19 protein-coding genes are annotated in these 21,646 nt (G+C 64.7%); 6 read left to right on the top strand and 13 right to left on the bottom strand.

What is annotated here, in order from left to right:
- Positions 1 to 63 precede the first annotated feature (63 nt).
- From P0652_RS07525 to P0652_RS07535, 3 genes are all read left to right on the top strand, one after another.
- Entirely contained in the window at positions 64 to 1,185 is a 1,122-nt protein-coding gene (locus tag P0652_RS07525; protein ID WP_284178174.1) for a glycosyltransferase family 4 protein, read from the top strand.
- Positions 1,182 to 2,867 carry an FAD-dependent oxidoreductase gene (locus P0652_RS07530; RefSeq protein ID WP_284178175.1) on the top strand — a complete coding sequence of 562 codons (1,686 nt, stop codon included), beginning with the start codon at positions 1,182 to 1,184 and terminating at the stop codon, positions 2,865 to 2,867. Before P0652_RS07525 ends, P0652_RS07530 begins: the two co-directional genes overlap by 4 nt.
- 210 nt (positions 2,868 to 3,077) lie before the next feature.
- Positions 3,078 to 4,289, top strand: coding sequence for a GNAT family N-acetyltransferase (locus P0652_RS07535; protein ID WP_284178176.1), 1,212 nt, complete (start codon positions 3,078 to 3,080; stop codon positions 4,287 to 4,289).
- 42 nt (positions 4,290 to 4,331) lie between these two features.
- Here P0652_RS07535 and cynS read toward each other — a convergent pair whose 3' ends face one another.
- The 5 genes from cynS to P0652_RS07560 form a co-directional block, all read right to left on the bottom strand.
- The gene (cynS, locus tag P0652_RS07540; RefSeq protein WP_284178177.1) at positions 4,332 to 4,820 is read right to left on the bottom strand and encodes a cyanase; all 489 of its coding nucleotides are present in this window, start codon (positions 4,818 to 4,820) and stop codon (positions 4,332 to 4,334) included.
- A 33-nt stretch (positions 4,821 to 4,853) separates the two neighbouring features.
- Positions 4,854 to 5,750 (bottom strand): ABC transporter ATP-binding protein, encoded by an 897-nt coding sequence (locus tag P0652_RS07545; RefSeq protein WP_284178178.1) that lies wholly within the window; start codon positions 5,748 to 5,750, stop codon positions 4,854 to 4,856.
- A gap of 3 nt (positions 5,751 to 5,753) precedes the next feature.
- The gene (ntrB, locus tag P0652_RS07550) at positions 5,754 to 6,596 is read right to left on the bottom strand and encodes a nitrate ABC transporter permease (protein WP_284178179.1); all 843 of its coding nucleotides are present in this window, start codon (positions 6,594 to 6,596) and stop codon (positions 5,754 to 5,756) included.
- Positions 6,597 to 6,599: 3 nt separating this feature from the next.
- Positions 6,600 to 7,979 carry a CmpA/NrtA family ABC transporter substrate-binding protein gene (locus tag P0652_RS07555; protein ID WP_284178180.1) on the bottom strand — a complete coding sequence of 460 codons (1,380 nt, stop codon included), beginning with the start codon at positions 7,977 to 7,979 and terminating at the stop codon, positions 6,600 to 6,602.
- Between the two features lie 239 nt (positions 7,980 to 8,218).
- Complete coding sequence (locus tag P0652_RS07560) at positions 8,219 to 9,481, bottom strand: Zn-dependent hydrolase (protein WP_502947484.1); 1,263 nt, start codon at positions 9,479 to 9,481, stop codon at positions 8,219 to 8,221.
- 157 nt (positions 9,482 to 9,638) lie between these two features.
- On the opposite strand from P0652_RS07560, the gene P0652_RS07565 reads away from it, so the two are divergent.
- Positions 9,639 to 10,826, top strand: coding sequence for a fumarylacetoacetate hydrolase family protein (locus P0652_RS07565; protein WP_502947485.1), 1,188 nt, complete (start codon positions 9,639 to 9,641; stop codon positions 10,824 to 10,826).
- Here the strand turns inward: P0652_RS07565 and P0652_RS07570 are convergent, their stop codons facing one another.
- The 5 genes from P0652_RS07570 to hutI are packed head-to-tail and all read right to left on the bottom strand — an operon-like array spanning position 10,827 to position 16,668.
- Positions 10,827 to 11,408: a HutD/Ves family protein gene (locus P0652_RS07570; protein WP_284178181.1), complete on the bottom strand. Its 582-nt coding sequence runs from the start codon at positions 11,406 to 11,408 to the stop codon at positions 10,827 to 10,829.
- 11 nt (positions 11,409 to 11,419) lie between these two features.
- Positions 11,420 to 13,093: a urocanate hydratase gene (gene hutU, locus P0652_RS07575; RefSeq protein WP_284178182.1), complete on the bottom strand. Its 1,674-nt coding sequence runs from the start codon at positions 13,091 to 13,093 to the stop codon at positions 11,420 to 11,422.
- A gap of 10 nt (positions 13,094 to 13,103) precedes the next feature.
- A complete protein-coding gene (gene hutG / locus P0652_RS07580) occupies positions 13,104 to 13,928 on the bottom strand; it encodes an N-formylglutamate deformylase (RefSeq protein WP_284178183.1) in 825 nt (274 codons plus the stop codon).
- The gene (hutH, locus tag P0652_RS07585; protein WP_284178184.1) at positions 13,925 to 15,463 is read right to left on the bottom strand and encodes a histidine ammonia-lyase; all 1,539 of its coding nucleotides are present in this window, start codon (positions 15,461 to 15,463) and stop codon (positions 13,925 to 13,927) included. The genes hutG and hutH overlap by 4 nt, the downstream gene beginning before the upstream one ends.
- Complete coding sequence (gene hutI / locus P0652_RS07590; protein WP_284178185.1) at positions 15,460 to 16,668, bottom strand: imidazolonepropionase; 1,209 nt, start codon at positions 16,666 to 16,668, stop codon at positions 15,460 to 15,462. Before hutI ends, hutH begins: the two co-directional genes overlap by 4 nt.
- Positions 16,669 to 16,768: 100 nt before the next feature.
- Between hutI and P0652_RS07595 the strand changes: the two genes are divergently transcribed.
- Both P0652_RS07595 and hutC read left to right on the top strand, forming a co-directional pair.
- On the top strand, positions 16,769 to 18,133 hold the full coding sequence (locus P0652_RS07595) for a formimidoylglutamate deiminase (protein WP_284178186.1): 1,365 nt from the start codon (positions 16,769 to 16,771) through the stop codon (positions 18,131 to 18,133).
- 32 nt (positions 18,134 to 18,165) lie between these two features.
- Positions 18,166 to 18,900 carry a histidine utilization transcriptional repressor HutC gene (hutC, locus tag P0652_RS07600; protein WP_284178187.1) on the top strand — a complete coding sequence of 245 codons (735 nt, stop codon included), beginning with the start codon at positions 18,166 to 18,168 and terminating at the stop codon, positions 18,898 to 18,900.
- Between the two features lie 3 nt (positions 18,901 to 18,903).
- On the opposite strand, the gene P0652_RS07605 is transcribed toward hutC, so the two are convergent.
- From P0652_RS07605 to P0652_RS07615, 3 genes are read right to left on the bottom strand one after another with little or no spacing between them, the layout of a single operon-like run.
- On the bottom strand, positions 18,904 to 19,686 hold the full coding sequence (locus P0652_RS07605) for an ABC transporter ATP-binding protein (RefSeq protein ID WP_284178188.1): 783 nt from the start codon (positions 19,684 to 19,686) through the stop codon (positions 18,904 to 18,906).
- Positions 19,683 to 20,456, bottom strand: a complete 774-nt coding sequence (locus P0652_RS07610) for an ABC transporter permease (RefSeq protein WP_284178189.1) — start codon at positions 20,454 to 20,456, stop codon at positions 19,683 to 19,685. Before P0652_RS07610 ends, P0652_RS07605 begins: the two co-directional genes overlap by 4 nt.
- A 54-nt stretch (positions 20,457 to 20,510) precedes the next feature.
- A complete protein-coding gene (locus P0652_RS07615) occupies positions 20,511 to 21,467 on the bottom strand; it encodes an ABC transporter substrate-binding protein (RefSeq protein ID WP_284178190.1) in 957 nt (318 codons plus the stop codon).
- Positions 21,468 to 21,646 lie beyond the last annotated feature (179 nt).

The raw sequence follows: 21,646 nt of genomic DNA on the forward strand, positions 1-21,646 counted from the left end.
TTTCGGCCGCATGGCTGGGGCGAAGGCTGCGCAGAAGGCGGCATCAACCAGGACCGGAAAGCCGTGAAGACCATTTACATCGTTGCACCCGGAGGCGGCGTCGGCGGCGGCATGGGCCGCGTCAAGGACTACATCCTTGAATCGGACGCAGCCCGTAACGGCCCGTTCCGGTTCGAGGCTTTGGTCACGCGCGACGAACGGGGTGTGGCCTATTCGCTCCTGCTTCTCCTGCGCGCCATCCTGACGATCTGGTGGGCCCGGCTGAACGGCAGCCTCGCTTTCGTCCACGTCAATTTCGGCGACAAGGGCAGCGCTTTCCGAAAGGGCGTGATCATCCTCGCTTCCGCTTTGGTTGGCGCCCCGACCCTTTTGCATCTTCATGCGGCAGAACTGGTCGAGTTCCACGCGGAAGGCCCGGCGATCCGCCGTTGGCTGCTGCGCCTCCCTTTCCGGCAGGCCAGTGCGATTGTCGTACTCGGCAGGCTCTGGAAGGAATGGCTGGTCCGTGATCTCGGGATCGATGCGGGAAAGATCGATATCCTTTGTAACGGTGTTCCGGTCGTGCCGACGCCTCGGACCTTCACGGCAGAGCCCGGCCGGACCCGTATGATCCTCTTTCTGGGCCTCCTGACCGAGCGCAAGGGCATTTCCGATTTCCTCGCCGCCCTTGCTCTCCTGCCCAGCGATGCCCCGCCCTGGCGGGCGATTGTTGCCGGCCATGGTGACGTGGCCCGCTACTCGGCGCTGGCTGGAGAGCTTGGCCTGGCAGGTCGGGCGGAATTCACCGGATGGGTCGGGCAGGCCGATGTGCGGCGCTTGCTTTCCAGCGTCGACATGATGGTCCTGCCTTCCTATCACGAGGGGCTTCCGCTGGTGATCCTCGAGGCGTTGGGCTGCGGCGCGCCGGTCATCACGACACCGGTCGGGGCGATCCCGGAGTTTCTGGAGCAGGGCCGGGAAGTCCTGCTCGTTCCGCCCGGCGACCGGCAGGCGCTGGCCGATCGGATGCTCGACGTGATGATGGATCCGGTGCTGCAGCAATCGCTGTCCGACAAGGGCCTCGAACGGTTTCGCGCCCGGTTCACGCTGGAGGCCTTCCTGGCCGATATGCTGTCAATCTACGCGCGCCGGTTCGGTGTCCGGGCGGATCCTTCGGGCGAGATTGCTGCGGAGCGCGTGCGATGATTGTCGATGCCGAGGCGCCCGGATCGAGCGGGGTCCTGACCACGCAGGTCTGTATCATCGGTGCCGGACCCGCCGGGATCTCGCTGGCCTTGCGTCTTGCCCAATCCGGTGTCGAGGTCGTCCTGGTCGCGGGCGGCGCGCATGCGGCAGAGCCACGCCATCAGGCTCTCTATGCCGGCGAAGTGGCCGATCCGGCCCTGCACAGCCCGACCACGGAATATCGCCATCGGCAGTTCGGGGGATCCTCCTCGACCTGGGGCGGCCGGGCGATGCCGTTCGATCCGATCGATTTCGAACCGCGGGACTGGATCGAGGGAGCCGAATGGCCGATCGGGTTTGACGATATCGCTCCGCATTACGCGGCGGCTGCGGAACTGGCGGAGATCGGCGATCCCGAATTCTCCGCCGCTCGCGCCGTTGAAGGCGGCATGCGGCCGATGATCGATGGCCTTGGCGGTTCGAATTTCAGCCAGGATTCGATCGAGCGGTTTTCCTGCCCGACCCGCTTCGGCCCGCGCTACCGCCGGCGGATCGAGCAGTCCCCCAAAATCACCGCACTCCTGAACGGCCATGCCACGGAGATCCTGACCTCGAAAGGCAGGGCCAGCGGCGTGGTCGTGCGGACGCTGACGGGGCAGGAGATCCGGGTTTCTGCCGAGGCGACGGTTATCGCCGCCGGTGGCCTCGAAACGCCGCGTCTCCTGCTCTCGTCGCAGGGCGGTGAGGCGTCCGGCATCGGCAATACGCATGATCAGGTCGGGCGCAACTACCTCTGCCACATTGCCGGAACCATGGGGTCGGTCCGGTTTGATCCGGCACGGACGCAGATCTGGCACGGTTATGAAAGGAGCTGGGACGGCGTTTATTGCCGCCGCCGGCTGTCCCTCCTGCCGGATGTCCAGCGGGAGCATCGCATCGGCAACGTCGTCATGCGGTTGCATCATCCCCGCCTGCCGGACCCGGCCCACGGGCGCGGCATCCTTTCCGCCATCTATCTGGCCAAGCCTTTCATCAGCTATGAATATTCCAAGCGTCTCCATGGCAGCGAAAGCCCCGGGTTCTCCGGCTACCTGCGTCATGCCGGCAATGTCCTGCGGGAACCCTTCGCGACGGCCGGCTTCCTGATGAACTGGGTCCGGCGCCGGACATTGGCGGAGCGGAAATTCCCGTCCCTCGTGGTCGAGCCGCGCAACGGGGTGTACAGTCTCGATATCCACGCTGAACAGGTGCCCAACCCGGAAAGCCGGGTCACCCTGTCGAACGAGCGGGATGCGCTCGGCATGCCGCGCCCTCGCGTCGATTGGCGCCATCGGCCGCTCGACTTCCGGACTGTTTCCGTCGCGCTTGACCTGCTGCGGCGGGACCTTGCGGATCAGCGGCTCGGCGAACTGACCTATCGCGAGGAGGAAATCCCGGATGCCATGCTGCGCGAGGGTGCCTATGGCGGCCACCATATCGGTACGGCGCGCATGTCCCGCTCGCCCCGGGACGGCGTAGTCGACGGCGATGGCCGCGTCCATGGAATGGACAATCTCTACATTGCCGGCTCGGCCGTCTTCCCGACATCCAGCCAGGCCAATCCGACGCTGACCATCATTGCCTTCGCCTTGCGCCTTGCGGATCACCTCACCAGCCGGTTGCAGCCGGCGGCAGCGTCGATCTGCACGGAGGGGGCCGCATGATGGCTCCTCTTCTTCACGGACACAGAATTGAGCAGCGCCGGAGGTGCTCCTCAATCAGGATTTCAGAGCCGGATTTTGATTTTGTTGACCGTATCGGGAAATTGCCTCGATGAGCCATGAACATCTTTCGGGATTTCTTCAAAATGGATGCCGCATAAGCGGTGTCGCGCACCGCGAAGGCAGGGTTTCGATGTGTGGCAAGGGATTGAAATGACGTTCTCGGTTTCGGCGCCCTCGAATGTAGCGGCCGAGGCAACCGATGAGTTTGCCGTGGCAGGGGTTCTCGATGTCGATGCGATCGGCTTCCGGAATTTCCGGGAGGTCGAGGCCCTGCTCGAGGGGCTGGAAGGCTCGACCTTCCAGAGCAGGCTCTGGCTTTCGAGCTGGTTTGACGTTTTCGGCTCACGGCCGGGGATCGAGAATTTTCTGGTGCTTGTCCGCGATGCGGGCGGGGCCATCCTGATGGCGCTGCCCCTGATTCGCAGGAATGTGGGCAACATCCGCATGCTGGAATGCCCTGATCTCGGCGTATCCGACTATGCCGCGCCGATGCTGCGGCGATCGTCGGTAAACCGCCTGCCCCGGGGCGACGCTCTGTGGGAATTGATCCGGCCTGCACTGCCCGCTGCGGATCTTCTGCATGTCTGCCGGATTGCACCGGTCGTCGGGGGTATGGCCAATCCGATCCACGGACATCACGCGAGCCGCAGGAACCGGCTCTCCGGCTGGGTCCTCAGCTTGCCGACCTGCTGGAATACTTATTTCGCCTCGCTCTCGCCGAAGAAGCGGGAGAAGCTCAAGAAGATGGGGCGCAAGTTCAACCGGGTTCCCGGTGCCGAACGCCGGATGGTCGAGAGCGTCACCGAGGGCCTTGGCGTCCTTGCGGATCTGGAACGCCTGCAGAGCGTGCGGATCGAGAAGAAGGGACTCGACTACTGCCTCGATGAGCCGGCCATCCGCGACTTCTATCGCCGCCTGATCGAGCGGGGGTTGCCGGCCGGGAAGGTCCAGATGGCCGTCCTGACTGTCGATGGCAAGACGGTTGCCGCGAATTTCGCGGTCAAGGCTGGGTCGGAACTGGTCTATCTGCGGGTTGCGAACGAATTCGGCCCTTGGGCGAATTATGCGCTGGGGCTTGTCGTCACCGAATTGGCCATTGCCGAGGCGCAGAAACGGGGCATCCGCACCTTTGACTTCACGATGGGCAATTACGACTACAAGCGTCGCTTCGGTGCCGTCGAGATGCCGCTGGACGATCTCGTCCTGCCCCTGTCATGGCGAGGCTGGCCGGCTGCCGGTGCCTGGCACCTGCGGCACTGGGCGAGCCGGTCGTCATGGCTGCGCCGGATGTTCGGCCGGCATGATCATGAGAGGACCGCCTGCCCGCGCCATGCAGATGAATCGGCCGGGGACGCCGCGTGAGAGGCGCCGGAACCGGCTGATCCTGCACCCGCCCGAAGACGGTCAGTCCTCCCGGTAGCCGTATTCCGGAATGCCCTGCTCGTTGCCGTAGTATTTGTAGGGCAGGAACTTGCCGCTCATCGTGATGTTGACGCGGTCTCCGCGCGGATTCGGTTCGCGCACGATCTCGATATTGAAATCGATCGCCGACATGATGCCGTCGCCGAATTCTTCCTCGATCAGGGCCTTCCACGCCGGGCCGTTGACCATCACCATCTCGTAGAACCGGTAGATCAGAGGATCGGTCGGCGGCATGGGAGTGCCGGTGCCGCGATACGGGATTTCGTTGAGCATCCGCTCCTCGACTTCCGAAAGGCCGAACAGCATTGCAGCCTTCCTGGCCAGCGGCTTGACCAGCTTCATCTGGCCAAGAAGGGCGCCCACGACGAGAACGGGCGACATGCCGCCGATCTCGTCGGTGATGTATTTCCAGGTCCAGCCCTTCTCACGCTTGATGTCGAGGATTTTTTCCGTGAGGTCGGCACGCTTCATCGGGAGACTCCGGTTGTTGGACAAAGAGAGGATTCAGGCCACCTTCCGCCCGGCCTCATGGCTGGGCGGCAACGGCTGTGGTTGGTTCTGCGGCAGGATGACCGGCGGCTTCCGGCGGTCGTAATCGGCCGGGATTTCGGATTTGAACGTCTTTGACCGGCTGACCAGGAAATCGATCAGGTGGTTGCGGATCGCGTAGAAGGCGGGATGGCGGTGGATCTGGTTGCGATCCCGCTCCTTGGGCAACGGGTTCTCGACGATCTCCGCCACCATGGCCTCCGGCCCGTTCGTCATCAGCACGATCTTGTCGGCAAGGTAGATCGCCTCGTCCACATCATGGGTGATCATGAACACAGTCTGGCCGGTCTCAAGGCAGATCCGGCGCACCTCGTCCTGGAGTGTGCCGCGCGTCAGCGCGTCCAGTGCAGAAAAGGGCTCGTCCATGAGGAGGATCTTCGGTTCGATTGACAACGCCCGGGCAATGCCGACGCGCTGCTTCATGCCGCCGGAAAGCTGCGCCGGTTTCTTGGCCTCCGCGCCTTTCAGCCCCACTTTCTCGATGAAGCGCTTGGCCTGTTCCTCCACCTGGCTCCGGCTCCATTTCGGCCAGCGAGAAGAGATCGCATAGGCGACATTCCCGAGCACGGTCCGCCAGGGCAGCAGCGCGTGGCTCTGGAAGATCACCGCCCGGTCGAGCGAGGGGCCTTCGATTGCCTTGCCGTCGACGATGGCCGCTCCGTCATCCGGCAGGTCGAGGCCCGAGAGGATGTTGAGCACGGTTGTCTTTCCGCAGCCGGAATGCCCGATCATGCAGACGAATTCGCCCCGGGCGATGGCGAACCAGATATCCTCGAATACCGTGGTCTGGCCGCCATCCGGCGCCTGGAAGCGCCGCGTAATTCCCTCGATGGAAATGAACTTCGCGCTCATGGTTCACTCCGGGAAAGAAACGGCGCGGGCCACGCGCGCGAGGGCCTGGTCGAGGATCATCCCGACAAGGCCAATCACGAGGATCGAGGTGATCACGTTGGTAATCGACAGGTTGTTCCATTCGTTCCAGACGAAATAGCCGATGCCGGTGCCGCCCACGAGCATCTCCGCCGCCACGATAACCAGCCAGGCAATGCCGATCGAGATGCGCATCCCGGTGACGATGGTCGGCGCGGCCGCCGGCAGGATCACCGTGAAGGCCCGGCGGATCGGCCCGACCTCGAGGGTGCGGGCGACATTGAGCCACTCCTTCCGCACGCTCGAGACACCGAACGCCGTGTTGATGAGCATCGGCCAGAGCGAGCAGATGAAGATGACGAAGATCGAGGAGATCGAGGAATCCTTGATCGTGTAGAGCGCCAGCGGCATCCACGCGAGCGGCGAGACCGGCTTCATGATCTGGATGAAAGGATCAAGCGCGCGCGCCATGAGCGGCGACATGCCGATCAGGAAGCCGAGCGGCAGGGCTACCAGCATCGCGAGGCCATAGCCGACCAGCACCCGCCCGATCGAGTAGGTGAGCTGGATGCCAATGCCCTTGTCGTTCGGCCCCCGGTCATAGAACGGCTCCTTGAGGTGGCTCCAGATTTTGCCCAGCACATCGAGCGGGCCGGGCATGGCGGATTTGCCCTGCACGGCAGTCTGGCCCATCAGCTTGGCATATTCGGGGTCCATCTGCTGCGCCGGGCCTGTGCCCGACACGGCGAGATGCCAGGCGAGCCCGAAGATGAGCAGGATCGCCAGGGAGACGATCCCGGCCCGAAGCCGGAGGCTGGTCTGCCGCATGGCTCAGATCCGCTTGATCGGGAAGGAGGCGATGTATTCCTCCGGCTTTGCCGGGTCGAACACCTTGCCCATGACCGAGAAGGTCTTGGTCGTGGCGGTCGGCGGCGTCAGCCCGGCTTCTTTCATCAGGCGGGTCGCATCGGTCGCGAGGAAGACTTGCTTCGCCACACCCGCATAGTCGACATCGCCCTTGATCTGGCCCCAGCGCTTCATCTGCGTCAGGATCCAGACGGCGAAGCTCTCCCAGGGGAACGGGTCGAAATCGATTCGTTTCGCATCGCGCTTGATCTGGCCGAGGCCATCCGCATAGGTCCCGGTCAGTACCTGTTCCACCACCGTCACCGGCTGGTTGAGGTAGTTGGCTGGCGCGATGGCCTCCGCGATCTGCTTCCGGTTTTCGGTCTTCGTGGCAAATGCGGTCGCCTCGATGATCGCCTTGAGCAGGGCCGAATAGGTGTTCGGATAGGTTGTCACGAACTCCTTGGAGGCGGCGAAGGCGCAGCAGGGATGGCCGTCCCAGATCTCCTTCGAGAGCATGTGGATGAACCCGACGCCGTCGAACACGGCGCGCTGGTTCACCGGGTCCGGCGCGAGGAAGCCGTCGATGTTGTCAGCGCGGAGATTGGCCACCATCTCGGGCGGCGGCACCGAGCGGATCTGCACATCGGTATCCGGGTCGAGCCCTGCTTCCGCTAGATAATAGCGCAGCAGATAATTGTGCATCGAATAGTCGAAGGGCACCGCGAACTTGAAGCCCTTCCAGCTCTTCGGATCACGCTTGTCCTTGTGCTTCATGGCCAGGGTGATGGCCTGGCCGTTGATGTTCTCGACTGCCGGCATCGTGTAGGGAATCGCATTCGACCCGACGCCCAGCGAGATCGCGAGTGGCATTGGCGAGAGCATATGCGCGGCGTCGTATTCCTTGTTGAGTGTCTTGTCGCGGACGACAGCCCAACCGGCGGTCTTGATCACCTCAACATTGAGTCCCTGCTTTGCGTAGAAGCCCATCGGCGCGGCCATGATGATCGGCGTGGCGCAGGTGATCGGGATGAACCCGACCTTGAGATCCTTCTTCTCCAGCGGCGCGCCCTGCGCCAGCACGTCCGTCGCTGCGGCAATCGGGAACAGAGTGTTGATCGCCGCATAGGCCGTCGAAGCCCCGACGACCTTCAGGAAATTCCGGCGCTGCTCGTCGACCGGGAACAGCGCCCGCATCACGGCATTTTCGACGCTGCGGCGAAGGCGCAGCGCCTCGTCGGACGTGGCGGCGAGCCCATCGGCGGTGGCGGCAGCATGCTCCGCCTCGCTGCTATGCTGACCGCAGGAGCAGCCCTTGCTGGACAACCGGAAACGATGGTCGAACGGATTCCTGAACATGGCCATGACATTCTCCCCGGCATGGATGCCTTGTGATCAGGGGAGAAAAGCAACCGATATGCCATATAGCGCCCGATGCGTCGGTATTCCCGGTGGTCTCGCTGAATCCCGGCGCCCGACCCCGTCAAAGCCTTGCCGGCCCTGAAATTGACCGGGGCCTTATGTCTCCGGCGCGAGCAGATAGCCTGTCGACAGACTGATCAAGGCTTGGGCAGTGCGATCAGAAATCCGCCAGCCGGATACGCTCAGGGCGCATTGGCGAGCCGCAGGGCGGCTCGCAGCAGCACATTCGCGCCAGCTTCGGCCCAGGCCGGCGTCATGTCTTCCGCCTCGTTATGGCTGACCCCGTCCTTGCAAGGCGAGAAGATCAACGCGCTGGGGAAGGTCCGGGCCATGTTGCAGGCATCGTGCCCGGCACCGGAGACAATGTCGCGCCCCTTGAGCCCCATCGCGGCGCTTTCTTCCCGCACGATGGCGAGAATGGCGGGATCGAACGGGACCGGCGCGCTGTGGGCGATGTCGGTCAGGCTGATGGCAAGTCCGGTTTCTGCCGCGACCCGCTCCACCAGCGCGCGCACAGCCTCGTCCATCTGCGCGAGGATGGCGGCCTCAGGATGCCGCACATCCACCGAGAACTGGACCTGCCCCGGAATGACATTGCGGGAATTCGGCAGCAGCCGCATCTCGCCGACTGTTCCCCGTCCTGCGGGGGCATGGGACAGGGCGATCTCCCGGATTCCCTGGATGATCGGCAGGGCAGCGAGCAGCGCGTCCTTGCGGCGTGGCATCGGCGTCGAGCCGGCATGGCTCTCGAAGCCTGTCACGGTCACGTCGTACCAGCGCAGGCCCTGCCCGGTCACGACGAAACCGATATCCGCGCCCTCAGCCTCGAGAATCGGCCCCTGCTCGATATGCAACTCGAGATAGGCCGCGATCGCTCTGCCGCCGACCGGGAGGCTGGCATCGAGCCCGATCCCGGCCATCGCATCGCCGAGCCGGATGCCCTCAGCATCCCGTGCCTCGAGGGTCTCGGAATGATCGGCGAGGCCTGCAAACACCGCCGAGGCCAGCATCGCCGGCTGGAAGCGGCAACCCTCCTCGTTGGTCCAGTTCACGAGTTCGATCGGCCGGCGCGTACGCAACCCGGTTTCGTGCAGCACGCGGAGCACTTCCAGCCCGGCCAGCACCCCGAGCACTCCGTCGAATTTGCCACCGGTGGGCTGGGTGTCGAGATGGGAGCCGATCACCACGGGCGGCAGGTCCTCGAGACCCTCGCGCCGGGCAAACATCGAGCCGAGCCCATCTGTATCGACGGTGCAACCGAGCCGCTCGCACCAGGCCCGGAACAGCGCGCGGCCTTCGGCATCCACCGCCGTCAGCGCCTGACGGTTGCACCCGCCCTTCTCTGTCCCGCCAATCTTCGCCATCTCCATCAGGCTGGCCCAGAGCCGGGCGCCATCGACGCGGAGATTGTGTCCTTCGATCATCATGACCTCATCGCTTGTCATGGGCCGCAGCCCTGCTGTTCCCGCCAGCCTTATTCGCCCGCCCGGACGAAGCAAGGGTGATCCTGAGGAATTCCTGTTCAGGCTCGTTCTCGGCACTGGCTTCCTGGGCGGCCTCGTTGCTAGGTTCGGTACAACAACACTTCCCAGGGGATGAACCATGTCCAAGGAACTTCATGCGGCCTTGCGCCAGCATTCCGCCATGCCACATGATGCGGCCAAGGCCAGCCTGATCGGCCGGGTCTGGCTGCCTGATCAGGATGGACCGGCGCTGGTCCGTGTCGCCGATAACCGGCTGATCGACATTTCCCGCCATGCCGCGACCTCCGCGCAGCTTTGCGCGGATTCCGGCCTGATCGCCCGGCTGTCACAGCTTGATGGCCCGGATCTCGGCCCGCTGGACTCCATCCTGCTCAATACGCCGGAGGGAACCCGCGATAGGAACCGGCCCTGGCTGCTCCCGCCCATTGACCTGCAGGCCGTGAAGGCGGCTGGCGTGACCTTCGCCATTTCAATGCTGGAACGGGTGATCGAGGAACGCGCCCGCGGCGATGCCGGCGCCGCCGCGGCCATCCGGTCGGAGATCGTGCGCCTTGTCGGCGATGACCTGTCGCGGCTCAAGCCTGGTTCGCCGGAGGCAATGGCCCTGAAGGAGGTGCTGATCCGTCAGGGCGTCTGGAGTCAGTATCTGGAGGTTGGAATCGGGCCCGATGCCGAGATCTTCACCAAGGCCCAACCCATGGCCTCGGTCGGCACCGGCATGCTGGCCGGCCTGCACCGCGCTTCCACCTGGAACAACCCTGAACCGGAAGTCGTCCTCGTGGTGGCCCCGGATGGCCGGATCGTTGGCGCCACGCTCGGGAATGACGTGAACCTGCGCGATGTCGAGGGCCGCTCCGCTTTGCTGCTCGGCAAGGCGAAGGACAACAATGCCTCCTGCGCGCTCGGGCCCTTCATCCGCCTGTTCGATGCCGGCTTCACGCTGGACCATGTCCGGAAGATGGAGCTCAGCCTCGACGTGACCGGGCCGGACGGCTTTGTGATGAAGGGCGCCTCGAACATGGCGAAGATCAGCCGCGATCCGGCCGATCTGGCCAGCCAGATGCTCGGCCCGCATCATCAGTATCCGGACGGGGCGGTGCTGTTCCTCGGCACCCTGTTCGCGCCGGTCCAGGATCGCGGCGCGCCGGGCAAGGGCTTCACGCACGCCTATGGCGATATCGTTGTCGTCGCGGCGCCCGAACTCGGCGCCCTCGTCAACCAGATGGCGCCATCGGATGAATGTCCGCCCTGGCAATTCGGCACCACAGCGCTGATGCGCAATCTCGCGCGGCGCGGCCTGCTCTGATCAGGCCCTGCCAGCCGCGCGGATCTCGATCAGATAGGCGATTCCGGCGGGCACGGCATTGAGCCTTGCCGGCCCCCCGCCTTCAACATGCGCGGCATGCCCCTCCGGAATGTCGAACCGCCTGCCGTCCTGTTCGAGCCAGGCTTCGCCCCGATGTGCGAAGGTAATGAACGGGTGCGGTCCGGCCATCGCTGATCGTCCATCCACGAGGCGCAGGACGCGATGGGCAAACCGGCCGCGCCTTGTCATCACGTTGAGGTCGAGGATCGGGCCGTCCGTCACCGCGCCGCTCACCGCCGCATCGCCGGCAAAGGAGAACGGTTCGGTATGCGGATCGAGCACGGTCCGGACCGTCCCGAAATCGAGGACGAGCCGTCCGCCCTCCAGCACGCTCAGCGTGCGGTCAATCCCCTCGAACTGCGAGAATGGCCCGTCCGAGGCCACGCGGGCCATGCTGATCCGCCAGTCGAATGTGGCGAGATCGGCCCCGTCCGGATGCGCGAGCATCTCGATGGTTTCGCCGCCGCCATTCTTCCATGGCATGCGGCGGAACGTGGCGGGATCGAGCATCCGGACAGGCATGGCCACGCGCCTCAAAGGCTCGGCAGGTCGAGGCCGTGCTGCCGCGCGCAATCCGCAGCGAGATCGTAGCCGGCATCGGCATGGCGCATCACGCCGGTGGCCGGATCGTTCCAGAGCACGCGTTCAAGCCGCCGTGCCGCATCCTCGGTGCCATCGCAGACGATGACCATGCCGGAATGCTGCGAGAAGCCCATCCCCACTCCGCCGCCATGATGCAGCGACACCCAGGTCGCGCCGCTCGCGCAATTGAGGAGAGCATTCAGCAGCGGCCAGTCGGACACGGCATCCGAGCCATCCTTCATCGCCTCGGTCTCGCGGTTCGGCGAGGAAACCGACCCGGAATCGAGATGGTCGCGCCCGATCACGATCGGCGCCTTGAGTTCGCCGCGCGCCACCATCTCGTTGAAGGCCAGGCCCAGCCGGTGCCTGTCCCCGAGGCCAACCCAGCAGATCCGGGCCGGCAGGCCCTGGAACTTGATCCGCTGCTGGGCCATGTCGAGCCAGCGATGAAGATGCTTGTTGTCGGGAAGCAGCTCCTTCACCTTCGCGTCGGTGCGGTAGATATCCTCGGGATCGCCCGACAGGGCACACCAGCGGAACGGGCCGATCCCGCGGCAGAAGAGCGGCCGGATATAGGCCGGCACGAATCCCGGGAAATCGAAAGCATCGGCCACACCATCCTCGAGCGCCATCTGGCGGATATTGTTGCCATAATCGACGGTGGGCACGCCCATCCGGTGGAAATCGAGCATCGCCCGGACATGCGCGGCCATGGAATGCTTGGCGGCGCTGACCACCGATTTCGGATCGCTCTCGCGCTTGGTCTCCCAGTCGGCCAGCGTCCAGCCCTGCGGCAGATAGCCATTCAGCGGGTCATGCGCGGAGGTCTGGTCGGTCACGCAATCCGGGCGGATGCCCCGGCGAACAAGTTCTGCAAAAACATCGGCGGCGTTGCCTAGCATCGCGACAGAGAGCGGCTTCTTCTCGCTGCATGAGCGGGTGATGATCTCCAGCGCCTCATCGAGATCCTTGGCCTGCACATCCACATAGCCGGTCCGCAGGCGGAACTCGATCGAGGAGGGCCGGCATTCCACGGCGAGGCAGGATGCGCCGGCCATCGTGGCGGCCAGCGGCTGCGCGCCGCCCATCCCACCGAGCCCGGCCGTGAGGATCCAGCGCCCCGAAAGATCACCACCGTAATGCTGGCGGCCCATCTCCACGAAGGTCTCGTAGGTGCCCTGCACGATGCCCTGGCTGCCGATATAGATCCACGAGCCGGCCGTCATCTGGCCGTACATCATCAACCCTTTTCGATCGAGTTCGTGGAAATGGTCCCACGTCGCCCAATGCGGCACGAGGTTGGAATTCGCGATCAGCACGCGCGGCGCATCAGAATGGGTACGGAAGACGCCGACCGGCTTGCCGGACTGGACCAGCAGCGTCTGGTCGGCCTCCAGCCGCTTCAAAGCCGCGACGATGCGGTCAAAGCTTTCCCAGTCGCGCGCGGCGCGGCCGATTCCGCCATAGACGACCAGCTCGCCGGGCTTCTCGGCGACATCCGGATCGAGATTGTTCATCAGCATCCGGAGCGGCGCTTCGGTCAGCCAGCTCTTCGCGGAAAGGTCGGTGCCGCGCGGCGCGCGGATGATGCGGGAATTGTCGAGACGGGGCGCAGGCGCATTCATGGCGTGTTCCTCACGAGGGACGGACAAAATCGAGGCAGGTTTCGAGCATGGCACGAAGCGTTGCCCGGATCGGGGCGGCATAGGCGTCGTCAAAGGGCGTTGGCCAGTTGGCCTCGCTGACCGCACCTGTCGGCTCGTCGAGATAGGCGCGGCAGGCGAGTTCCATCTGGATCGCATGGACACCATCCGCCGGATGGCCGTGATGGCGCGTGATGAAGCCGCCCTTGAAGCGGCCATTGGCGACGAACTCGAAGGGCGAAGCGGTGCCGATGGCCACAAGCCGGTCTTCCAGCGTAGGCGCGCAGGCCTTGCCGCTGTTGGTCCCGAGATTGAGATGCGGCAACGTGCCCTCGAAGAGACGCGGGATCACCGAGCGGATCGAATGGCAATCATAGAGGGCAATCGCCGGATGCATCGCCCGGAGGCGGCGGATCTGGCCCGCCAGCGCGTCATGATAGGGGTCGAAATAGGCCGCGCGCCGCCAGGAGATCTCGGCGGTATCGGGCCCCGCGTCCCGATACAGGGGCTCGCCATCGAATGTCGTGGTCGGGCAAAGTTCCGTTGTGGCCATGCCGGGATAGAGGGACTGGCCGGAGGGATCGCGATTGACGTCGATGACCGTCCGCGAGATCCGCGTCCGGATCATCGTGGCGCCCATGCTCTCGGCAAAACCATAGAGCCGGTCAATCCACCAGTCCGCGTCCTTGCGGGCCAGCCAGGGCGACATGAGTTCCACCTCGAGCGAGGCAGGAATTTCCGTGCCGGTATGCGGCAGGCTCAGGATCAGCGGCGCTGTGCCTTCCCGGATCTCCAGCCAGTCGGGATGGTCAATCATGCGGCAGGCTCCAGGCTCGAGGGCAGGGCGAGGCCGGTGAGGCGGGGCAGGTCCGGCCCCACAAGGTCGATGGCTGCTTCCATGTCCGGGTGAAAATGGCGGTCATCTTCGAGCATCGGCACGCGGGCGCGCAGAGCCGCCATAACAGGCGAGAGCGCGGGACTGGTGGCAAGCGGTGCGTGGAAATCGCAGCCCTGCGCTGCGGCCAGCAATTCGATGCCGAGAATGGCGCGCAGATTGGCCGCCATCTCGATCAGCCGCCGGGCGCCATGGGCGGCCATGGAGACATGGTCTTCCTGGTTCGCCGAGGTCGGGATGGAATCGACCGAGGCCGGGAAGGCCCGCTGCTTGTTTTCGGAAACGAGCGCGGCGGCGGTCACCTGCGGAATCATGAAGCCCGAATTCAGGCCCGGCTTCGGGGTCAGGAAGGCGGGCAAGCCTGACAGGGCCGGGTCAACCAGCATGGCGATCCGGCGTTCGGCCAGCGAGCCGATCTCGCAGATCGCCATCGCGATCATGTCTGCCGCAAAGGCAACCGGTTCGGCATGGAAATTCCCGCCGGAAAGGGCTTCACCCGTCTCGGCGAAGATCAGTGGGTTGTCGGAAACGCCGTTGCTTTCCGTGGCGAGTGTTGTGGCCGCCTGCCGGAGCAGGTCAAGCACCGCGCCCATCACCTGCGGCTGGCAGCGCAGGCAATAGGGGTCCTGCACGCGATCATCGCCGGTGAGATGCGAGGCCCGGATCGCGGAACCCTCCATCAGGATGCGCAAGGCGGCTGCCGTTTCGATCTGGCCACGATGCCGCCGCAACGCGTGGATGCGTGGGTCGAAGGGCGTATCGGAGCCACGGGCGGCATCGGTAGACAGAGCACCGGTAACAAGGGCGGACTGGAACAGCGCTTCCGCCTCGAACAAGCCGGCCAGCGCATAGGCCGTCGAGAATTGCGTGCCGTTCAGAAGGGCCAGCCCTTCCTTGGGACCAAGCACCAGCGGGGCGAGCCCGGCATCCTGCAGGGCCTTTTCTGCCTCGACTGGCGTCCCGCCAACAAGAAACTGCCCGACGCCGATCATCGCCGCGGTCATGTGCGAGAGCGGCGCCAGATCACCCGAGGCGCCGACCGAGCCCTGTTGCGGAACCACCGGGATGATGTCCCGGTTGAGCAGCGTTTCCAGCATCGTCACCGTCGCGCGGCTGACGCCGGATGCGCCTTGCGCCAGGCTCGCCAGCTTCAGCGCCATCATCAGGCGGACGATTCCCGCCGGCATCGGCGCGCCCGTCCCGGCGGCATGCGAGAGCACGATATTGCGTTGCAGGCGCGCGAGATCGGCATCGGCGATCCGGACCATGGCCAGCTTTCCGAAGCCGGTATTGATCCCGTAGACCGGCTCGCCCTTCGCAAGGATCGCTGTCACCGCTGCGGCAGACCTGTCGATGGCCGGCAGGCTGGCTGGGTCGACAGTCACGCCCGCGCCATCCCGGATTGCCCGCCATTCGGCCAGCGAAACCGCGCCGGGTTTGAGAACGATGCGCGTCATGCGCCCCTCCATATCCGTTGATGCAGCGGGTTGAAGCCGATCCGGTAAACGAGTTCGGCCGGGTCGGAGATCGACCAGATCGCGAGGTCCGCCCGCTTGCCGGGCTCAAGCGTTCCGGTCTCGTGCTGGAGCCCCAGCGCGCGGGCAGCTTCCCGCGTGACGCCGGCGAGGCATTCGCCGACGGTCATCCGGAAGAAGGTTGCTGCCATGTTCATGGTCAGCAGAAGCGAGGTCAGCGGCGAGGAGCCCGGGTTGCAATCTGTGGCCAAGGCGATCCGCGTGCCGGCCGCGCGGAATGCCTCGACCGGGGGCTTCTGCGTCTCGCGCAGGAAATAGAAGGCGCCCGGCAAAAGCACGGCCACGGTGCCGGCCTTCGCCATCGCTTCGGCACCTCGTGCATCGGTATACTCGCAGTGATCGGCGGAGAGCGCGCCATGCGCGGCAGCAAGCGCGGCCCCGCCCAGATTGGAGAGCTGGTCAGCATGCAGCTTGACCGGCAGGCCAAGGAGGCGGGCCTCGGCAAAGATCGCGGCGGTTTCGTCCGGCGTGAAGGCAATGCCCTCGCAGAAGGCATCCACCGCATCGGCAAGACCGGCTTCCGCAAGGGCCGGCAGCATCTCGCGGACGATGAAGGCGACATAGCCGGCGCGGTTGTCGCGCCATTCCGGCGGGATGGCATGCGCGCCGAGATAGCTCGTTCGCACGCCCACCGGGCGCTCCTTCCCGAGCCTTCGTGCTGCGCGGAGGCAATTCCATTCGGTGGCGCGATCCAGCCCATAGCCGGATTTGATCTCCACGGTCGTCACGCCTTCAGCCAGCAGGGCATCGAGGCGGGGCAGGGCACTCGAGACCAGTTCATCCTCGGAGGCGGCGCGTGTCGCTTTCACGGTAGAGAGGATGCCGCCACCGGCCTTGGCGATCTCCTCATAGGTCGCTCCGTCGAGGCGCATCTCGAACTCCCGCGCACGGGTCCCACCGTGCACAAGATGGGTGTGGCAGTCGATGAGGCCCGGCGTCATCCAGCGCCCCTCGCAGTCGATTTCCTCGGCTGTGGAGAAGCCGGCCGGGAGATCGGCGTCGCGGCCGATATGCACGATCCGCCCGTCCTTCACGCCGAGGCAGGCCTCCCGGATAGTTTGCGCAAGGGGCCCGCCCCCCGCCATCGTGGCGAGGTTCACATGCCGCCAGAGACGATCCATCTGCATGGGGGCCTCTCAAGTGATCGGTTAATTTGTCTATACATAATAGGCGAGCCGCGCTATTGTCCAGCAGGTTTTTGGAGAGCTGATCGACGGGAGTTTCCGGATGGCCGACACCCTGTTCTTCACCCGGGCCCTGCTGCCCGACGGTTGGGCCGACAACGTGCTCCTGACCTGCGATCAGGGGGTGATCCGCACGGTCCGGCGCGATGCCCCGCCTCCGCCCGGAGGCATTTCCGGTGCTATCGCCTTGCCGGGTCTGGCAAGCCTGCACAGCCACACCTTCCAGCGGGCGATGGCCGGCCTCGCGGAAACACGCGGCCCTTCGAGCGACAGCTTCTGGTCCTGGCGGCAGGTCATGTACCGTTTCCTCGGCCTGCTTGACCCGGAGGAGGTGGAGGCCATCGCGGCCTTCGCCTTCATGGAAATGCTGGAAGCCGGCTTCACTTCGGTCGGCGAGTTCCACTACCTCCATCACGACCGCACCGGCCAACCCTATGCTGACAGGGCCGAGCTTGCCGGCCGTATCGTTGCAGCGGCCGGCGCATCCGGTATCGGATTGACGCTGCTGCCGGTCTTCTATGCCCATGGCGGCTTCGGTGCCGTCCCGGCACATGAGGGGCAGCGCCGGTTCCTCAATGATTTGGACGGGTTCCACCGACTCGTGGAGGGGGCCCGCGCCGCGCTTGCGGCCCTGCCCGGCGCCCGGCTTGGCATCGCACCGCATTCGCTTCGCGCTGTGGCCCCCGAGGAGTTGCAGGCGCTGCTGGAGGCATGGCCGGAAGGGCCCATGCATATCCATATTGCGGAGCAGATGAAGGAGGTCGAGGATTGCATTGCATGGTCCGGTCGGCGCCCGGTCGAGTGGCTCTTCGACCACGTCGCCGTCGATTCCCGCTGGTGCCTTGTCCATGCGACGCATCTCAATGAGGCCGAAACCCGTCATCTCGCGGAAAGCGGCGCCGTGGCCGGCCTCTGCCCGATCACCGAAGCCAATCTTGGCGACGGCACATTCGGGCTGGCGGAATTTATGGCGCAGGGCGGCCGCCTTGGCGTCGGCACGGATTCGAATGTCGAGATCTCCGCTCCGGGCGAATTGCGCCAGCTCGAATACAGCCAGCGCCTCGCGCATCGGGCGCGGAATGTCAGCGCGCAGGCCGAGGGAGAATCGACCGGTGGCGCCCTCTACCGAGCCGCACTTGCGGGCGGTGCGCAGGCCCTCGGCCAGCCTGTCGCCGGCCTCGAGCCCGGCGAGCGCGCCGATATTGTCTGCCTCTCGGCGGATCATCCCGATCTCGCCGCGGCATCGGGCGACCGCTTGATCGACGGTTATGTCTTTTGTGCGGGTCGTGCGGCGATCGATCATGTCTATGTCGGCGGACAGTGCCTTGTGGAAGGCGGCCGGCACAGGGATCACGCGAAGCTGGCAAGCCGCTATAAGCAGGTGATCCGCAAGTTGGCCACGCGGTAAGGCTTGCCATGGCCAAGGGGAAGGCTGAAAGCGTGTCCGAACTTGTTTCGCCCCTGCCGCGCTACCTCGAGATCCAGCGCGATCTGCAGGCCCGCATTGCCTCGGGCCAATGGATTCCCGGCTCGCGCGTGCCTGCCGAGCATGAATTGCAGGCTCAGTATCATTGTTCCCGGATGACCGTGAACAAGGCGCTCTCCGCGCTGGCCAAGGCCGGATTGATCATCCGTCGGCGGCGGTCAGGCTCGTTCGTGGCCATGCCGCGCTCGCAGGAGACGATCCTCAACATCCAGGACATCAAGGCCGAGATCCTCGCCAAGGGAAAGGCCTACCGGTTCGAGATCCTGACCCGGCAGGAACGGGCGATGACAACCGATGATGCGCTCCAGTTGCGTGTGACTCCCGGGGGGCGGGTTCTCGCGCTGTCCGTTCGCCATTTTGCCAACGAACATCCATTCGTGGTCGAGGATCGGCTGATGAATCTGGCCATCGTGCCGGCCGCTCGCGAGGAGCGGTTCGTGGTCTCGCCGCCTGGAACTTGGCTCCTCGATGTGGTGCCTTGGACGAATGCCGAGCATGTCATCCAGGCGGAATTGGCGGACCAGCGGATCGCCACGCTTCTGGGCATCCCGAAAAAGTCGGCCTGTCTCGCCATCGAGCGCCGGACCTGGCAGGGCGATGCAACGATTACCTGGGTGCGTCTGACCTATCCCGGCGATCGCCACCAGCTGACCAGCCATTTCCGACCGGGCGGGCCCCTCATCCCGTAGCGCTCAATGCGCAGCCGCGAGCACCGCTTCAGCGCGAATCTCCTCGGTCATCCGGGCCTTGAGGGCCGAGAATTCCGGCGAGGTCTTGATCGTATAATGCCGAGGATACGGCAGCTCGATCGGCAGGTCGGCCTTGATCCGTCCCGGCCGGGCCGACATCACAAGGCAGCGGGTTGCCATGAAGATCGCTTCCTCGATGTCATGCGTCACAAAGAGTACGGTCTTCTTGTCCCGCTCCCAGATGCCAAGCAGCAATTCCTGCATCAGCGCGCGGGTCTGGTTGTCGAGCGCGCCGAACGGTTCGTCCAGCAGCAGGACGGCCGGATCATTGGCCAGCGCGCGCGCAATCGCCGTCCGCTGCTGCATGCCGCCGGAGAGCTGCTTCGGCCAGTGGTTCTCGAAACCGCGCAGGCCGACACGGTCGATATAGGCTGCCACGATCTCGCGGGATTCCTTCTCGCCGACGCCCTTCTCGCGCAGGCCGAAGGTAATGTTCTCGGCGATGGTGAGCCACGGAAACAGCGTGTAGCTCTGGAACACCATGCCGCGATCCGGCCCTGGCCGTGTCACCGCCTCTCCATCGAGCGAGATCGTGCCGGTCGAGGGACGGTCCAGCCCTGCCACCATGCGCAGGAGCGTCGATTTCCCGCAGCCCGACGGGCCGAGGATCGTCACGAAATCATTGTCGCCGATCGTCAGGTCCGTCGGCTGCAGGGCCGTGACGGGCGCGCCGCCATGCACGCCGGGGAAAACGCGCGAGACATTCTCGATCACGAGCTTGCTCATGCCAGCCTCCAGGGGAAAAGCCGGCGATTGACGAGCTTGAACGCGAAATCCGAGACCAGCCCGATCAGCCCGATCACGATGATGCCGAAGATGATCTGCCCCGTGGCCATCAGGGCCTGGCTGTCAATGATCATATGGCCGATCCCGGTGGAGGAGCCGATCAGCTCGGCCACGATGACATAGGTCCAGGCCCAGCCAAGCACGAGGCGAAGGATCTCGGCGATTTCCGGCGCATTCATGGGGATGAGCACCCGCCGCACGACGCCATCATCGCCCGCACCGAGCGTGTAGGCCGCCTCGACGAGATCGCGGCGCGTCTGCCCGACCACCACCGCCACCATCAGGATGATCTGGAAGACGGAGCCGATAAAGATCACAAGCAGCTTCTGGGTTTCGCCCAGCCCGGCCCAGAGGATCAGCAGCGGCACGAAAGCAGAGGCCGGCAGATAACGCGCGAAAGAGACGAAGGGCTCGAAAAAGGCCTCGATCGGCTTGTAGGCGCCCATGAGAATCCCAAGCGGCACCGCGACGATGGCCGCGAGGATGAAGCCGCCGACGACACGCCAGATCGTGATCAGGATATCGATACCGAAATTGAAGGTCGTCAGCAGGCGCCAGCCATCGCTGACCATGGTCAGCGGGTCGGCAAGGAAGATCTTCGGCACGAACCCGCCCAAAGTGGCGATGGCCCAGGCCATGAAGAACAGCACGAAGAAACTGAAGCCCAGGACCGTCTTGGCCTTCTGGGAAATCGGCTCGAGCGGGCGCATCCGGAATGTCCGATCCAGCGGAAAGGGGGGCGCCCGCACGGCGCCCCGGTCAGATTACTTGATGAAGCGGGTATCGGTCAGGGCCGACATATCCGGCTTCTGCTTGATGATGCCCAGCTCGAGCAGCAGATCGGCTGCCTCATTCGAGAAAGCCGCATGCTCGCCGGCGAAGAACTTCTGGTTTGCCGCCTTGTCCTGCCAGCGGAGATAGGCCGCAGACTTGGCGAAGGCCTGGGCGGTCTGCTTCACATCCGCACCCATGATCGTATTCGCCTTTTCGGGCTCCTTGGCGATCATTTCCAGCGCCTGGAAATAGCTGTTGGTCAGCGCCTGCGCCGCCTTCTCGTTCTTGGCGAGGAAATCATTCGAGCAGCCGAACGTGTCCATCACCATCGGATAATCGAGCGTCGTGGCGATGATCTTGCCGGCCTGCGGCGCGCCGCGGACAGCTGATAGGAAAGGTTCATAGGTCATGGCCGCATCGTTCTGGCCGGCAATGAAGGCCTGGGCCGCCGGGCCGGGCTCCATGTTGACCACTGTCACGTCCTTGATCGACAGGCCGTTCTTCTTGAGGAACCAGGCCAGCGTGAAATAGGGCGCGGTGCCCGGCGCCGAGGCGGCGACGGTCTTGCCCTTCAGTTCGGTGATCTTGTTGACCGAGTTGCGAACCGCCATGCCGTCGGCGCCATAGCTTTTGTCGAGCTGGAAGATCTGCTTGGTCGGAACGCCATTGGCATTCCAGACAATCCAGGTCTCCACCGTGGTCGCCGCGCACTGGATATCGCCGGAGAGGATGGCGAGGTGGCGCGACGCCTGCGGGATTTTCTTGATCGTCACATCAAGACCGTTTTTCGCGAAGATCCCGGCTTCCTTGGCCAGGGTCAGCGGGGCAAAGCCGGTCCAGCCGGAAATCCCGATCGAGACCTTGGTGTCCTGCGCCAGCGCGGCGAAGGTGGAGCCGGCCAGCACGGAGCCGGCAAGAGCAAGGGTGGCAAGGCGGCGCGACAGCATGACGAACTCCCCGTGATTGTGATTATCCCGAGGAGGATTGAAGCATCGGCCCGATTTTATGTCTAGACAAATTAATCGCGTGATTTGTCTAGTCCACGCGGCAGCCCATGGCCGTTTTGAGAGCGGGCTGCCGGCATTTTGGGCGGGACCTGTTCTGCCGGCGCCAGTCTGCCTCCTCT

This window comes from Rhabdaerophilum sp. SD176, assembly GCF_030143245.1.
Lineage (GTDB): Bacteria > Pseudomonadota > Alphaproteobacteria > Rhizobiales > Beijerinckiaceae > Rhabdaerophilum.